Annotated in this window: 16 protein-coding genes, 2 tRNA genes and 1 pseudogene; 9 read left to right on the top strand and 10 right to left on the bottom strand. The window is 60.8% G+C overall.

The genetic code is table 11. The features are described 5' to 3' along the window. The 4 genes from M1D89_RS23880 to M1D89_RS23865 all read left to right on the top strand — a co-directional run bounded on the left by M1D89_RS23880 (position 1) and on the right by M1D89_RS23865 (position 1,442). Positions 1-71, top strand: a tRNA-Ile gene (locus M1D89_RS23880). 47 nt (positions 72-118) lie between these two features. After that, positions 119-238: a DLW-39 family protein gene (locus M1D89_RS23875; protein ID WP_217639245.1), complete on the top strand. Its 120-nt coding sequence runs from the start codon at positions 119-121 to the stop codon at positions 236-238. Positions 239-308: 70 nt separating this feature from the next. Continuing rightward, positions 309-384 (top strand) — tRNA-Ala (locus M1D89_RS23870). Between the two features lie 149 nt (positions 385-533). Then, positions 534-1,442, top strand: coding sequence for a DMT family transporter (locus tag M1D89_RS23865; RefSeq protein WP_498647569.1), 909 nt, complete (start codon positions 534-536; stop codon positions 1,440-1,442). Positions 1,443-1,460: 18 nt separating this feature from the next. On the opposite strand, the gene M1D89_RS23860 is transcribed toward M1D89_RS23865, so the two are convergent. Then, complete coding sequence (locus M1D89_RS23860; protein WP_498647567.1) at positions 1,461-2,336, bottom strand: glycosyltransferase family 2 protein; 876 nt, start codon at positions 2,334-2,336, stop codon at positions 1,461-1,463. A gap of 141 nt (positions 2,337-2,477) precedes the next feature. Next, on the bottom strand, positions 2,478-3,452 hold the full coding sequence (locus M1D89_RS23855; protein ID WP_498647566.1) for a hypothetical protein: 975 nt from the start codon (positions 3,450-3,452) through the stop codon (positions 2,478-2,480). Between the two features lie 154 nt (positions 3,453-3,606). On the opposite strand from M1D89_RS23855, the gene M1D89_RS23850 reads away from it, so the two are divergent. Both M1D89_RS23850 and M1D89_RS23845 read left to right on the top strand, forming a co-directional pair. Next, the gene (locus tag M1D89_RS23850; protein WP_017199760.1) at positions 3,607-4,149 is read left to right on the top strand and encodes a peptidylprolyl isomerase; all 543 of its coding nucleotides are present in this window, start codon (positions 3,607-3,609) and stop codon (positions 4,147-4,149) included. A 21-nt stretch (positions 4,150-4,170) separates the two neighbouring features. Then, complete coding sequence (locus M1D89_RS23845; RefSeq protein WP_498647564.1) at positions 4,171-5,025, top strand: rhomboid family intramembrane serine protease; 855 nt, start codon at positions 4,171-4,173, stop codon at positions 5,023-5,025. A 15-nt stretch (positions 5,026-5,040) separates the two neighbouring features. Here the strand turns inward: M1D89_RS23845 and M1D89_RS23840 are convergent. The 7 genes and pseudogenes from M1D89_RS23840 to M1D89_RS23810 form a co-directional block, all read right to left on the bottom strand. Beyond that, positions 5,041-5,651 (bottom strand): annotated as a pseudogene (locus M1D89_RS23840) (GyrI-like domain-containing protein). A gap of 732 nt (positions 5,652-6,383) precedes the next feature. After that, entirely contained in the window at positions 6,384-6,983 is a 600-nt protein-coding gene (locus M1D89_RS23835) for a DNA-3-methyladenine glycosylase I (RefSeq protein ID WP_498647562.1), read from the bottom strand. 103 nt (positions 6,984-7,086) lie between these two features. After that, the gene (locus M1D89_RS23830) at positions 7,087-7,803 is read right to left on the bottom strand and encodes an alpha-ketoglutarate-dependent dioxygenase AlkB family protein (protein WP_498647560.1); all 717 of its coding nucleotides are present in this window, start codon (positions 7,801-7,803) and stop codon (positions 7,087-7,089) included. After that, positions 7,800-8,429, bottom strand: a complete 630-nt coding sequence (locus M1D89_RS23825) for a methylated-DNA--[protein]-cysteine S-methyltransferase (protein WP_091464295.1) — start codon at positions 8,427-8,429, stop codon at positions 7,800-7,802. The genes M1D89_RS23830 and M1D89_RS23825 overlap by 4 nt, the downstream gene beginning before the upstream one ends. Next, positions 8,429-8,956, bottom strand: coding sequence for an RNA polymerase sigma factor (locus M1D89_RS23820; protein WP_498647558.1), 528 nt, complete (start codon positions 8,954-8,956; stop codon positions 8,429-8,431). Before M1D89_RS23820 ends, M1D89_RS23825 begins: the two co-directional genes overlap by 1 nt. Beyond that, the gene (locus tag M1D89_RS23815; RefSeq protein ID WP_498647556.1) at positions 8,956-9,465 is read right to left on the bottom strand and encodes a methylated-DNA--[protein]-cysteine S-methyltransferase; all 510 of its coding nucleotides are present in this window, start codon (positions 9,463-9,465) and stop codon (positions 8,956-8,958) included. Before M1D89_RS23815 ends, M1D89_RS23820 begins: the two co-directional genes overlap by 1 nt. 45 nt (positions 9,466-9,510) lie before the next feature. After that, complete coding sequence (locus M1D89_RS23810) at positions 9,511-9,765, bottom strand: cell division protein CrgA (protein WP_017199768.1); 255 nt, start codon at positions 9,763-9,765, stop codon at positions 9,511-9,513. A gap of 156 nt (positions 9,766-9,921) precedes the next feature. Between M1D89_RS23810 and M1D89_RS23805 the strand changes: the two genes are divergently transcribed. Genes M1D89_RS23805 through M1D89_RS23795 form a run of 3 tightly spaced genes read left to right on the top strand, consistent with a single transcriptional unit; the run spans position 9,922 to position 11,561 of the window. Then, positions 9,922-10,749: a class E sortase gene (locus M1D89_RS23805; RefSeq protein ID WP_498647554.1), complete on the top strand. Its 828-nt coding sequence runs from the start codon at positions 9,922-9,924 to the stop codon at positions 10,747-10,749. Between the two features lie 3 nt (positions 10,750-10,752). Next, positions 10,753-10,923, top strand: a complete 171-nt coding sequence (locus M1D89_RS23800) for a hypothetical protein (RefSeq protein WP_011772805.1) — start codon at positions 10,753-10,755, stop codon at positions 10,921-10,923. Then, the gene (locus tag M1D89_RS23795; RefSeq protein WP_017199771.1) at positions 10,920-11,561 is read left to right on the top strand and encodes an aminodeoxychorismate/anthranilate synthase component II; all 642 of its coding nucleotides are present in this window, start codon (positions 10,920-10,922) and stop codon (positions 11,559-11,561) included. Before M1D89_RS23800 ends, M1D89_RS23795 begins: the two co-directional genes overlap by 4 nt. A gap of 97 nt (positions 11,562-11,658) precedes the next feature. Here M1D89_RS23795 and pknB read toward each other — a convergent pair whose 3' ends face one another. Continuing rightward, positions 11,659-13,566, bottom strand: coding sequence for a Stk1 family PASTA domain-containing Ser/Thr kinase (gene pknB, locus M1D89_RS23790; RefSeq protein ID WP_498647551.1), 1,908 nt, complete (start codon positions 13,564-13,566; stop codon positions 11,659-11,661). Positions 13,567-13,574: the final 8 nt, after the last annotated feature.

The following is a 13,574-nucleotide window of genomic DNA, read 5'->3' as shown; positions in this document are numbered from 1 at the left end:
CGTATAGCTCAGGCGGTTAGAGCGCTTCGCTGATAACGAAGAGGTCCCAGGTTCAAGTCCTGGTACGCCCACGGAACCGAAAGAGGTTCAGGTAAAACTGAACCGGAATGAGGTGCTTGTGAAGAAGTTGCTAGTAGTAGTGGCAGCGGCAATCGCAGGTGTCCTGGTCTATAAAAAGGCGCAGGAATCCGAAGCCCGGAAGGATGTCTGGAGCAAGTCGACCGACACGGTGGACTAGCCGAGGAGCCCGGTTCGGATTGGTAAATACCAGTCCGGGCATGGGGTATGATTGACGGGTTGCTTCTTATGGGGGCATGGCGCAATTGGTAGCGCACCTGCTTTGCAAGCAGGGGGTTCGGGGTTCGAGTCCCCGTGCCTCCACCATAAGAAAAGTCCCGGTCAGAAATGACCGGGACTTTCGCATTTAAGGGTCACACCCATATGCGGGTCATGACCGACAGGAAATGGTCTCCTGCCACGGACGGCCGAGCCTCCCCGCCGCACTAGGGTAGCCACCGCACTAGGGTAGATGCGTGACCCTTCTCATTGCTGCGCTCGGTGTCCTTGGCGTGGCGTCCTCCGGACCGCTCATTGCCGGCACACTGGGTGCCACCTCAGTGACAGCGTTGGCCATCGCGTTCTGGCGCAACGCTATTGGTGCCGTAGTAATGGCAGGCCCCGTGGTCATCCGGGAGCCGAAAGCATTCGGGAAGATCACGCGGCGCGAATTTGGCTGGTCGGCTGTAGCCGCCGTGGCACTTGCATTCCACTTTGCATGCTTCATTACGGCGCTGCAGCTGACGTCCGTTGCCGCTGCCACCGCGTTGGTGTGCCTGCAGTCGGGGTGGATCGCCGTTTTCCAGTTGTTCCGGGGTACACGGCACAGGTGGCCGGTCCTGGTGGGTTTGGGTATCGCCTTCGGCGGCGTTGTGGCGATCACAGGCTTCGACATGGGTTCATCCCCGGAAGCGCTGCTTGGTGACCTCCTGGCACTCGCTGGCGGCGCCTTAGCCGGCCTCTACACGCTTGCGGGCGGCAAAGCCCGCCAGTCCATGGGAACTGGAACGTACACCACCCTCTGCTACGGGATGTGCGCGGCGATTGTGGCCGTGCTCGCTCTCTTGAGCGCTCAGCCACTCACAGGGTTCGACGCCGGCGGTTGGCTAGGCATTATTGCCATCACCGTCTGTGCGCAGCTGGTGGGGCACACGGCGTTCAACCACTTGCTGGCCACCATGAGCCCGTTGCTGGTGTCCATGATCATCCTGCTGGAAATTCCAGGTGCTGCAATCCTGGCCGCCGTCTTCCTGAACGAGACCTTGCCGGCCGGCACGTATGCAGGTTTGGCACTGATCCTTGTGGGACTGGCAGTGGTCGTCGCCGGTCAACGGCGTGGGCGGCCGGAACCAGACCAGCGCCTAGCCGAGCTTGGCACAGACTGAGGTACCGGCGTCGGGCGTTTACACACCGCCGCGGCGGGCCCCTTGGGCAGAGTTGGCCGTGTGGATGGCACGCAGCAACTTTGCCGGGAAGTACACCGAGAAGAACACCACCATAGGCGCCTTCAGGGCCATCTTCTTGACGTTGTGGGCTTTGTACGTCCGATCAAAACGCTGGACGTAGTAGCGGTAGTCCCGCGGCGAGTCCTCAAGCCGCCGGGCAGACATGCCGGACACCATCTGCGGAAGGTACTGCACTTTGAGGTCGTGCTCGAACAAGTGCAGCGAAAGATCGATGTCCTCGTGCATCTCGTCCTTGGGGTCCAGGCACGCCTCATCACGGATGGTTTCCCATGCCGAGCGGCGGAGTGCCATATTGGAGCCAAAGAGGAAGTGGTACTGGTGCTTGGCCAAGCGGAGCATGAGCTGCCGCATCTTGTCGTCCGCCTTCAAACCGAACCGGCGCATGGGCATGTCGTAGTAGACCACCGGACCCGTGGCTGCGGCGATGGACGGGTCCATGAACGCTTTTTGAACCTGTTCCACCCAATCCGGTTCAAGGACTGAGTCAGCATCAATGCGGCCCACTACCTCCCCTGTGGCGTTATTCAGGCCGTGGTTACGTGTGGGGATCAGCCCCTGGGCGGCATCCTGTTGCAGGAGAATGATGGGGCTCTCGGGGTATTCCTGCTGCATCTGGCGCACGATCCTTGCCGTACGATCCGTGGACAGGTTATCCACCACGATGATCTCTTCGGCAGGAACAGACTGGTAGATGGCAGCGATGAGGCACTGGCGAATGACGCTTTCCTCGTTATACGCCGGGATGACGATGGACACACCCGGAGGTTCCGGAGCATCCTGGAGGGCACCCGCAAAGGGTCTATCGGCTGACATCCCCTCAAATCTAACACTCGGGCGGCGTCTCCGAGGGAGGCTTTGATGACAAGCCGGCAAACACTGAAGGGACCCCGGCATTAGCCAAGGTCCCTTCAATATTTGACTTGACGGCCCACGTCCGAGGCCGTACGTCAGGGTTTAGTTTTGTGCACCTTTGGCGTCGGAGTCCTTGCCGTCAGTGTCCTTGTGCAGGCTGGCCGCAATGTTTTGGACGGCAGTCTTGGCATCGGTTGCCACCTTGTCAGTGGAATCCTCAACGTTCTTGAAAGCGTCCTTGGTTGCCTGCTCGACTTCAGCTTGGGCTTCCTCCGGCGTGATGTCCGAGGCTTTCGGCTCGGCAACTGTGGCTGTGACCGACGCCGAGGCATCGGCCGGGGCCGGAGTGGTGCTCGTTGCAGGAACAGGAGCGGGCGTGGGTGTGACCGGAGAAGGCGTCTTCCACGGATCCTCAACCGGCTTGGAAGCCTTCCAAGCGGCAACGCCCGCAGCAGCGGCGGCAGCAATAACCGTGACGATCAACCATCCGCGCTTCTTGGGCTTGGGCTGTTCCTGCACTAACGCGGCGGAAACCGCCTTGCTGGCCTGGTCAGTAACTGCCTTGATCTGCTTGCCGGTGGCCTGAGCCTGCTCCTGGACGCTGTGGACAACGCCGGAATCAACCAGCTTCTGCGCCACCGCGTCCACCTGTGCGGGAGCGTTCTCGAGGACATGATGAACAGCTACGGAAGCTTGGCCCAACTGCTCCGAGAGCTTAGGCAAGTACTCCACCACTACCTTGTCCCGTGCGTGGCCAAGAGCAGGGGTGGCCTTGTTGAGCGTCTCCTGAATCCTTGGTGTCGCATCTTCAACCACGTCATGGATCTTCGGCGCGAGATGCGCCAACCCGTCCTGGATCCGCGGCGTAACAACTGCAACGCCATCGGCGAGGTTGTGCGCAGCGGACTTCAGCCCCTCTTGGATCTTGGGGGAAGCGGTGTCAATGCCGTGCTGGATACGCGGAACAGCCCAATTGACGGCTGCTTCCACACGCGGTGCAGCCCAGTCGCGGGCGTTATCCACACCAGCCGTGACTGATTGTTCGAGTTCGCGGGCAATACGGTCTGATTTCTTCACAACTACCTCCCGATACACATGCTCGTTTGTTGCTAGCCTACGTCGCTTGTGGAACACCGGCTATTCATCTGTTCGAGTTCGTCCCGGATTTCACCGAGCGCGGAACCGGCTTTACAGCCCGACGGGCGTTGACCCTGCATGGAAGAATGTTCCCATGACCATCGCAACCGCAAAAGCAACGATCCACACGAGCCTCGGCGACATTAAGGTTGACCTCTTCGGCAACCACGCCCCCAAGACGGTCGCCAACTTCGTTGGCCTGGCCACGGGCGAAAAGTCCTGGAACCACCCGGAAACCGGTGAAGACAAGACCGGCACGCCCCTTTACAACGGCACCATCTTCCACCGGATCATCAAGGACTTCATGATCCAGGCCGGCGATCCCCTTGGACGCGGCGTAGGTGGCCCGGGCTACCAGTTCGACGACGAAATCCACCCGGAACTGACCTTCAACGCTCCGTACAAGCTTGCTATGGCTAACGCCGGCATCCAGATGGGCAAGGGCACCAACGGGTCACAGTTCTTCATCACCACAGTGAACACCGACTGGCTGTTCGGTAAGCACAGCATCTTCGGCGAGGTCTCGGATGAGGAATCCCGCAAGGTTGTGGATGCCATCGAGTCCGTCCGCACCGGCATGGGGGACCGACCGGTTGAGGACGTCGTCATCAACAGCATCGACATCGAACAGCTCTAGTCGCACGCTGAACCAGAGCCCATGAGTTACGGAATTCCGTCGGCTGAGCCGTCCGCTGATATTCCGGTGTGCCCCAGGCACCCGGACAGGCCCTCCTATGTGCGGTGCCAGCGCTGCGGGCGCCCTGCGTGCCCCGAGTGCCAGCGGGCGGCCGCCGTCGGATTCCAGTGCGTTGACTGCGTCAGCGAACAAAAACGTACGACGCCGGCATACCGCTCCCCGTATGGCGGAGCTTTGGCAGTGGGCCGGCCTTTGGTGACGTTCGTGATCATTGGCCTGTGCGCCCTGGTTTATGTCCTTCAGTGGATCGTGCCCGGCGATGCGGTCTTTGAAAACTTTGCGTTCGCCAACATCTTTGCTGTCAGCGAGCCATGGCGCATGATCACTGCAGCATTCCTTCATTCGCAAGGTTTCCTGCTTCACATAGTCCTGAACATGTATACGCTGTGGATTTTCGGACAAGCCCTTGAGCCTTTGCTCGGGCGGATCCGGTTTCTGGCTGTGTACTTGATTTCCGCAATTGGTGGCTCAGTGGGCTTCCTTTTGCTGACCCCGGACAGGCCCCTTGTGGGAGTCGTGGGTGCTTCCGGGGCCATCTTCGGCCTGTTCGGTGCCATGCTTGTTGTGCAGCGCCATCGAGGTGGAGAGACCAAGCAACTTTGGGTCCTGATCGCCATAAATGGCGCTATTGGCTTCTTCGTGCCCAGCATCGCCTGGCAAGCGCACCTGGGCGGCCTGATTGCTGGCGGCTTGGCTGCTGCCGCCATTGCCTACGCACCTCGCGGCAAGAACCAGGCACTGCTGCAGACCGGCGGGCTGGTTCTGGTGGCAGGCCTCTTGGCCGTGGCCACCTGGTTCCGCGTCACCGCTGGCTAGCGGGCCCCTTCTCCGTCATTCCCTAACCGGCTGTCGCAGGATGGTCCTTAGCTTCTCCGGCGCGGTACGGCGAGGATCGCCGAGGTAGATTTCATGGTGCCTGCCGGTCATCGTCAGCGACTTCTCCGGTATGAATTTGTTGTGCATCTCCGCGAGCACTGGCTCTTCATCGTCGTAGGGACCTATGTGAAGCGTTTGCACGCTCAAACCTTCATGGAGGGGCTCCAGACGAAGTGCCTTCAGAAGCGGGGACTCCCCCTTCTTGGCGACCGCCTCCCGCGCCATGTCCAGGTGCTCCTGGGTGACCCAGTCCGGGACCATGTTCATCAGAGTCCAGTCCCAGCGTGACTTATCCCTGGCATTAGTGAATGACTCCATGTCGTCCGCCCACCACTGAGCCTCGAGGGGCATCACGGTGTAGTCCCGGCCAAGCTCATTCTTGCTGAAGAATTTCAGCTTGTAGGCAACGGGATACAGGGTAGCCAGGCTGTCCCTGTAAGACTCCGCCGTGTTGGGGTCCCGTGACCGTCGATCATCAAGAACTGCAGGGTGGGCACCGTAATCACGGAGAACAAGCCGTGCTTGGCGCCGTAGCTGGGGATCTGCCTCTTGAAGTCGATCTTCATGAAAGCACCGTACTCCCGGAGCTTATCCACAGGCTTTATCCACAGTGTGAGTAACTTACATGTGTGTAGTTATTCGTGTTAACCGTTCGCATACTCGTCAGACGGGTAGATATCCCCCGAATGGCATGCTTTTCTCCACAACTGTGGATAACTTTGTCCCCGTTGGGTGAAGATTTGTGGACAAACACGCGATATTGCCGGCGTCTGTGGATAACCCTGTTAATGATCGCGCAGGGCGCTGGGTATCAACAGGCTTTTCAACAGTGTTAATAACTTACATGCCTGTAGTTTAGCTTCCCGGAAGTGCCGTAAAGCCCGGGAAACCAGCGATCCGGGACGGGAAACCCACACCTTTTCCCCATCTGTGGATAACTTGTGGGTAGGGGGTTGTTGTTAAGTGGGTAAGTTATCAACTGTCCAAGGCGATGATGGTGACTTTCGAGCCGGGGAGGGTCCGCCCGGAAGTTTGCTCGAGGGTCCTCGGCAAATGGGGCAATACCTGATCGCTGAACTCTGGGTTAAGTTTGTGGCACTATCCACAGCGCGGTGCACACTGGGTACAAGCGCGGTGGCTCAGCTTTGGGATGATGTTCGCCGGTATGCTGCTGATTTTCCGGACAAGTAGGTGGATGTCCACAGAAGTTATCCACGCCTGTGGATAAAGTTACACACTTCTGTGGACAAGAGCTGTGGACTAGCTAAAGCCGTTCACCGCGGAAGCAGGGCAGCGGCTCAGGTCCAAACTCCTGAGGTGCCCCGCCGGTGGCTGTTCATCAGATGGGTATCAATGATGCCCACCGCTTCCATGAGGGCATACATGGTGGTTGGGCCCACGAAAGCGAAACCCTTCTTTCTGAGTGCCTTGGATAACGCGATCGATTCCGGGGATGTGGTGGGGATGTCCGCCATTGAGCTGGGAGTAGGCGTACTGTCGGGCTGGAATGACCACACGAATTCCACCAAGCCCCCCTCTTCGCGCAAGGCAATGGTGGCCTTGGCGTTGGTGATCGCGGCATTGATCTTTAGCCTGTTGCGCACAATCCCGGCGTCAAGCATGAGGCGCTCCACGTCAGCCTCGGCGAAGGCGGCAACACTCTCCGGATGAAAGTCCAGGAAGGCCTTCCGGAAAGCATCCCGTTTCCGAAGAATAGTGGCCCAGGAGAGACCGGCTTGGAAGGCTTCGAGGCTGATGCGCTCATACATGCCCTGCTCATCGCGGACGGGCATTCCCCACTCGTGGTCGTAGTACGCCTGCATGAGGGGATCCGAGGATGCCCATAGCGGGCGCGCCAGCCCATCTTCACCAACGACGGTGCCGTTATCCGGGGTCATGTATGCTCCTCTGCAGCCGCACCGCTAAGGCGGTGGGACGGTAATTCAGCTTCAGGGCTAGTGTGCCCGGTGCCTCTGACATTCTTGTGATGGCACCGCGGCATCAGGACAATCCCGTAACCCGCATGGTGATGTTGATCCGTCCGTGTGAGAGGCCACAACCGTCCGGTGCCGTTCCCGGGAGGACTTTGGGAATGCCGTGATACGCGAACCGTGATGGTCCCCCAAAGACGAAGAGATCTCCGGAGCGGAGTTCAACATCCGTATATGGCTTGCTCCGTGTTTGAGTATTGCCAAAGCGAAAGTGGCAGGTTTCCCCGATGCTGAGCGAAACCACCGGCGCGTTGGAGCGCTCGTCCTTGTCCTGGTGCATGCCCATGGCGGCACCGTCATCGTAAAGGTTCACCAGCGCGGCATCGGGTGTGTAATCCTTGGCCAGTCTGCTCAGGGCTTCATCATCTTCAACTCCGGAGGTGTAGGCCGCTTCCACTGCCTGCCGCCCCAAGCGCACCATCCACTCCGGAAAGTCGAGTACGGGACGGCCGTTGACGTCCGTGGCTTCCCTTGTGTACTTGTATGGCTGCCAGTGCCAACCAAGACACACAGTCCTTACCGACATCTGGTGTCCGCCAGGGAGGGTCGCAGCACGCAGGGGAACCGGTCCTTGTGTCCATTCGCCAAAGCGCGCCACGATCCACCGTTGCTGCTCAAGGGTGAGCCAGCCAGGCACATGGACGGCGCCAGGCGAAACCAGTCGGGGACCGGCGTCGTGCCCTTCCGGCTGCAGAAGTTCCAGCGGAAACAGGGCGTCGTCACTCATGCGGCTGCCTCAAGGCGGAGCAGTGCGCGTTTGGCCTCGCTTCCACCAAGGTAGCCGCCGAAACTGCCATCAGATTTCACTACCCGGTGGCACGGCACGATGAGCGGCAAAGGGTTGGTAGCGCAGGCGGTTCCGACGGCCCGGACCGCATTGGGGCTGCCAGCTGCCTGGGCCACCTGGGCATAGCTGGCTGTGCTGCCGTAAGGGATCCGAGGCAGGTGGCGCAGGACGTTGAGCCGGAAACCGCGGCACAAACGGAAGTCCAACGTGAGATCGAACTCCGTCCTGGTGCCTTTGAAGTACTCGTCGAGTTCCCGGGCGGCATCATCCAATCGTGCTGGTGCCTGAAGGATCCGCGGGCTCACAGTGTTTGCCAGGAGCTGCAGGACGGAGTCGTGGTCTTCCAGCTCGAACGCCACGCGGACGATTCCACGATCGGTCGCGGCCAGGAGGAGCTTCCCTACAGGGGAGTCCACAACCCTGTAAGCGATGTCCAAGGTGTGGGTCAGTTGAGCATCGCGGGCCAACCGGGCGTGGAGGCTGGCAATGGCTGGTTCGAGTCCTGCATCCAGGGGGTGCAGGAGGGAAACGACCTCGGCGTGATCGGGGCTGAGTTCGAGGGTCATCAGATATCACCTTTCGAGGATGTATGAGCCAGCGACTGATGTGCAGCAAGGGCGGAGCGGAGTGATTTCACACCGTCAGCGCCGGCACGGCGGGCAGCCTCGGCGGTGCCCCCCAACAGGGCAGCAACATCGTTATAGGGAAGGCCGGCGAGGTAGTGGTAAGCCACAGCCTGACGCTGTTTCGGCGGAAGGCTCGTTACGGCGTCGAGCAATTCCTCATGCCCGTCACCGGGAATGCCGAGGCTGGAGTGTTGTACAGGTGGATGGTCCACCGGCAGGGCGCGGCGGCTACCCGCACGCACCTGGTCGATGCACTTGCGGTGGGCGATGGTGACCAACCAAGCTTCAACGTTGGCCCCTGCCGGGAGGGTGGGGTAGGCCTGCAGGGCGGCCAGGAACGTATCTGACCACGCATCATCGGCATCGTGCACTCCGAGAACGGCACGGCACACCCGAAGCACGGTGGCACCCTGTTCCCGCACCACTGCTTCGAACGGCTTCTTGTTGACCATTTGCCCTGGCTTCATCAGAAAAGCTTGCCCTCCCGCACTTCTGCCGGCTCTTCCAATTCCAAGAGGAATCGCTTGTTCCGAAGGCCACCTGCGTATCCGGTGAGTTGTCCGTTGCGTCCCACAACCCGATGGCAAGGAATGATGATGCTTATGGGGTTGCGTCCAACGGCGGACCCAACAGCTTGGGCAAGATGAGGGTCCCCCAGCTCTGACGCCAACTCCCCGTAGGTAACGGTTTCACCGAAGGGAATATGTTTAAGCCGGTCCCAGACCTTCTCCTGGAAGGGGTTTCCTAAGGCTTCGAACGGCACATCGAAAACCGTCCGATGACCACCCAGATACTCGGCGAGTTCGGTTTGGGTCCGCGCGAAAACCGGGTCATCGATTCCCGTGAGATCTCCGAAGTAGTCCGGCTGGGGCATATGCCAGTGACCCTCGTAGAAAATGCCCGTCAAAAATTCCCCGCGGGCAGTCAGCGTTAACTGCCCCAACGGGGAATCCAAGGTGGTGTGCCGGCTGCTCATATCCTGTAGACGTTCACGGGCACGGAAATGTGAGGTGCGGAATTCCTAGGAGCGCCAGCGAGTGGTCATAAGGAAGCCGATAATCGCGATCCCGAAGCCTGCCACGATGTTCCACGAGGCCCACTCGCGGATAGGGAGTTGGCCCTCGGTGATATAGAACGTGATGATCCAGATCAGGCCGAGAATCATCAGGCCGAACATGACAGCCTTGTACCAAACCGGGTTCGGCTTGTACTGCTGCGCTGCGGAAGTCTGCTGGGCCTGACGGGCAGGCCGCTTGCGGGGCTTGGACTCGGGCACGGATCCTCCTGGCTGTTCGGTTAATACCCGCTCCGCCAGCCTTGATATCCTGCAGGAAGGAAATTTTCCAGCGGTTAACGGCCACACGGCGTTCCGGGTTCGTTCTAGCTGTCAAGTCTAGCCGCAACCTGGGTCCGCCCGTGCCGCCCGCGCCCTATGCAAGGAGACCCTGTGGCGCATCAGCAGCAGACGGCGGCTTCGGCCATGCCGTCCGCCCGCCAAGAGCAGGAACTGCGCCCCCGAAAGCGTCTCCGGGCATCGGATGTCTTCCGGAAAATCAGCCAGATCCTGGGCGAACTGCTCATCACCGCAGGCATAGTTCTGCTCCTCTTTGTGGGCTGGGAACTGTGGTGGACCAACGTGGAAGCGGATGCCAAGCAAACTGAAGCGGTCAAGAGCTTCGCTCAGGAATTCTCCGGCCCCGTAACTCCGGCAGCACCTGCCGCGCCCGTGGACTATGGGCCACCTGTGGTTGCACCGGCGCCGGCATACGCCGGAATGATCGGGATTATGTACATCCCCCGCTTCGGCCTCGACTACACGCGCCCCATCATCGAGGGCACCGGTTCGGACGTCCTGGACACCTTGGGACTCGGACACTACGGGAGCACCTCCATGCCCGGCGCGCCGGGAAACTTCGCAGTAGCGGGCCATCGCCAAACCCACGGCGCGGTACTGGACAACATCCACACCCTGGTTCCCGGGGACAAGATCTATATCCAGACGGCCGACGGCTACTACACCTACGTCTTCCGCAATAACCAGATTGTCCTCCCGGACCGCACGGACGTTTTGATGCCCGTTCCCACCGAACCGGGGGTCCAGCCCACGGAAAGTATCCTCACCATGACCAGTTGCAACCCGCGGTTCGGGGCACAGGAACGCATCATCGCGTACTCAATGCTGGATAGTTGGCAACCTGCCTCAGCCGGACCGCCGTCGGAAATCGCCGCCCAAGTAGCCCGGGCACACGGAAAGGGGTAACGAATGTACGCGTGGATCTTCCGTAATTTGCCAGGCCCTTTGTGGGTGCGGATCCTGACATCCTTGGTACTAGTGGGCGTAGCCCTGGTACTGATGGTCGAGTTCCTCTTCCCGTGGTTCTCCCAATTCACCACTTTGACCGACTCAACGATTGGTTCAGTGCAGCAGCCATGAGCACAACAAAAATTCTTGTAGTGGATAACTACGACAGCTTCGTCTACACCCTGGTGGGATACCTCCAGGAACTCGGCGCCGAGACAACGGTGGTCCGCAACGACGACGTGACGCTTGCCGAGGCCACCGAGCTCGCAGCAAGCCGCGACGGCGTCCTCGTCTCCCCGGGCCCTGGCACCCCTGCTGAAGCGGGCGTCTGCATCGAGCTCATCAAATGGTGTGGCGAGGCCGCCAAGCCTATGTTCGGTGTCTGCTTGGGACATCAGGCCCTCGCAGAGGCCTATGGCGGAGTGGTGACTCACGCGCCGGAACTTATGCACGGCAAGACTTCCCCCGTGAGTCACGAAGGCAAGAGCGTTTTCGCCGGCCTACCCTCGCCTGTCACGGCAACGCGCTACCACTCACTCGCGGCTGTACGGGACTCCATCCCGGACGTCCTGGAGATCACCGCCGAGACCACCAACGGAGTGGTGATGGGCCTGCAGCACAAGACCGCGCCCCTGTGCGGCGTCCAGTTCCACCCGGAATCGGTGCTCACCGAGGGCGGGTATCAGATGCTGGGTAACTGGTTGGAGTCCCTGGGCATGACCGGGGCAGCCGAGCGCGCATCGAAGTTGAGCCCGCTGATCAAGCAGTAGGTGTGGCAGGGCTGTCGCCGCTGACACCCTCCGCGGGCTCGCTCGTTCCTCGCTTAGACGCCCGCTTCCGGGTGCCAGCGGCGACAGCCGAAGCCGCCTACTTCTTGGTTGCCGTGGGCGTGGGCTTCGGCGTCGGTTTTTCGGTCTCTGTTGGCGTCGGGGTAGGTGTGGGTGCTGGAGCCGGGGCCTTGGCCACCGTCACAGTCACCACTTTGCCCTGGGCAACCTCCGTGTTGAAGGCATCGCTCTGAGCTGTGACAACCCCCGCCGGCACTTGAGAATTCTCTTGCTCCACCACTGCCATGGTCAGTCCCTTGGCCTTCAGTGCCGCTTCAGCTTCAGTCGCCGGCAAAGCGATCAGCTGGGGCATGAGGACCTTGCCCGTGGAAACCTGCAGCTCCACCTTGGACTCCACGGCGATCGCGCCACCAGGGGCGGGAGCCGTGCTGATCACAACGCCTGCGGGAACGGTGGGACTGTGGGACAGCGTTGTCACGATGTCGCCTGTGATGCCAAGCCTGCGCAAAGCGTCGCGCGCGTCCGAGTCAGTGCGACCCACGATGTCCGCCGGGATGGTGACTGAGCTGGGACCGCTGGATATTTTGAGGATCACTTCGGCATCTTGTTCCAACAGGGCACCAGCAATCGGCGTCGTGCCGATGGCCATATCCTTGGCCACGCTGTCGCTGGGCTCACGCACGGACTTGGGCTTCAGCTTGGCTGTGAAGAGTTCCTGGATCGCTTGGCTTTCGGACATGTTGGTCACAGCCGGTACGGCTATTTTTGCCGGCGGCGGTGGTTGCATGTTCATGAGGCTGTAGAGCCAGAAGCCACCGCCGGCCAGCACCAGTAGGGTGAAAATCACCAAGGTGGCAACCCAGGCACGACGCCGGGACTTCTGCCGCGCCGGCAGCTCACGTTCCGGTGGGAGGCCCAAGGGAAGAGGCTCTTCCTGGGGCTGATCAACTGGCTCGTCCTTGAACTGCCCGGCATCGAGGAAGCCCACGGCTGTGGTGCTCAAAAGCTCTGTTGCCGGGTCTTCAGGTTCCACGAGGTCGTTGGGGTCGGTAGGGGCCTCACTGGCCGCCACCGCAGGTACGGGAATGCCGTTGCTGGCCGCACGCAGGGCACGGCGGAAGGCGGCAGCGTCCTGAAAGCGATCCGTCCGGCTCTTCTGCAGCGCCTTTACCAGGACTGAATCCAGGGCTTCGGTGACTTCCGGGTTGTGGGCACTGGGCGGGTCCGGGGTCTCGCGGACGTGCTGGTAGGCAACTGATACGGGGCTGTCGCCGATGAACGGAGGCCTGCTGGTCAGCAGTTCGAAAAGGAGGCAACCCGCCGAGTAGAGGTCACTGCGCGCATCCACCGTTTCACCACGGGCCTGCTCCGGCGAAAGATATTGCGCGGTGCCCACTACGGCTTGTGTTTGCGTCATGGTGGCTGCGGAATCGGCCATGGCGCGCGCAATTCCGAAGTCCATGACCTTCACATCGCCGGTGTCGGCACAGACCATCACATTGGCTGGCTTGATGTCGCGGTGGACGATGCCTGCGCGGTGGCTGTATTCAAGGGCGCCAAGGACCCCCAGAGTGAAGCCGATGGAGTTCTCCACACCAAGCTCGTTCGCCTTGATCATGTCGCGCAGGGTGCGTCCGGCCACGTACTCCATGACGATGTAGGGGACGCGCACGTCTTCCCCAGGACCTCCCGGAACCGAATATTCTCCGGTATCGAAGATGGCCACGATGGAGGGATGGTTCAAGGCCGCTACAGCCTGGGCTTCGCGTTTGAAACGGGCCTGGAACTGGGGATCCCGTGCGAGGTCCGCGCGCAGCACCTTCACGGCAACGGTCCGTCCCAGCAAGGTGTCCGTTCCCCGGTAGACGTCCGCCATGCCGCCACGACCGATCAGCTCGCCAAGTTCATAGCGGGAATTGAGGATGCGCTGGGAGGACACAGGTGTGCTCTCCTCTCGATGCGCAGGACCTGGACGTGACGTTGACATGGCGTTTA

Source organism: Arthrobacter sp. D3-18, assembly GCF_054408525.1.
The sequence above is the reverse complement of the archived record's forward strand: the minus strand, read 5'-3'. Positions and strand labels throughout refer to the sequence as shown.

Coding starts and splice junctions, on each gene's coding strand:
- M1D89_RS23845 (WP_498647564.1), top strand. CDS start 4,171: ATGAGTTACGGAATTCCGTCGGCTGAGCCGTCCGCTGATATTCCGGTG.
- M1D89_RS23850 (WP_017199760.1), top strand. CDS start 3,607: ATGACCATCGCAACCGCAAAAGCAACGATCCACACGAGCCTCGGCGAC.
- M1D89_RS23830 (WP_498647560.1), bottom strand. CDS start 7,803: ATGAGTGACGACGCCCTGTTTCCGCTGGAACTTCTGCAGCCGGAAGGG.
- M1D89_RS23805 (WP_498647554.1), top strand. CDS start 9,922: ATGCAAGGAGACCCTGTGGCGCATCAGCAGCAGACGGCGGCTTCGGCC.
- pknB (WP_498647551.1), bottom strand. CDS start 13,566: ATGTCAACGTCACGTCCAGGTCCTGCGCATCGAGAGGAGAGCACACCT.
- M1D89_RS23815 (WP_498647556.1), bottom strand. CDS start 9,465: ATGAGCAGCCGGCACACCACCTTGGATTCCCCGTTGGGGCAGTTAACG.
- M1D89_RS23795 (WP_017199771.1), top strand. CDS start 10,920: ATGAGCACAACAAAAATTCTTGTAGTGGATAACTACGACAGCTTCGTC.
- M1D89_RS23820 (WP_498647558.1), bottom strand. CDS start 8,956: ATGAAGCCAGGGCAAATGGTCAACAAGAAGCCGTTCGAAGCAGTGGTG.
- M1D89_RS23860 (WP_498647567.1), bottom strand. CDS start 2,336: ATGTCAGCCGATAGACCCTTTGCGGGTGCCCTCCAGGATGCTCCGGAA.
- M1D89_RS23800 (WP_011772805.1), top strand. CDS start 10,753: ATGTACGCGTGGATCTTCCGTAATTTGCCAGGCCCTTTGTGGGTGCGG.
- M1D89_RS23835 (WP_498647562.1), bottom strand. CDS start 6,983: ATGACCCCGGATAACGGCACCGTCGTTGGTGAAGATGGGCTGGCGCGC.
- M1D89_RS23825 (WP_091464295.1), bottom strand. CDS start 8,429: ATGACCCTCGAACTCAGCCCCGATCACGCCGAGGTCGTTTCCCTCCTG.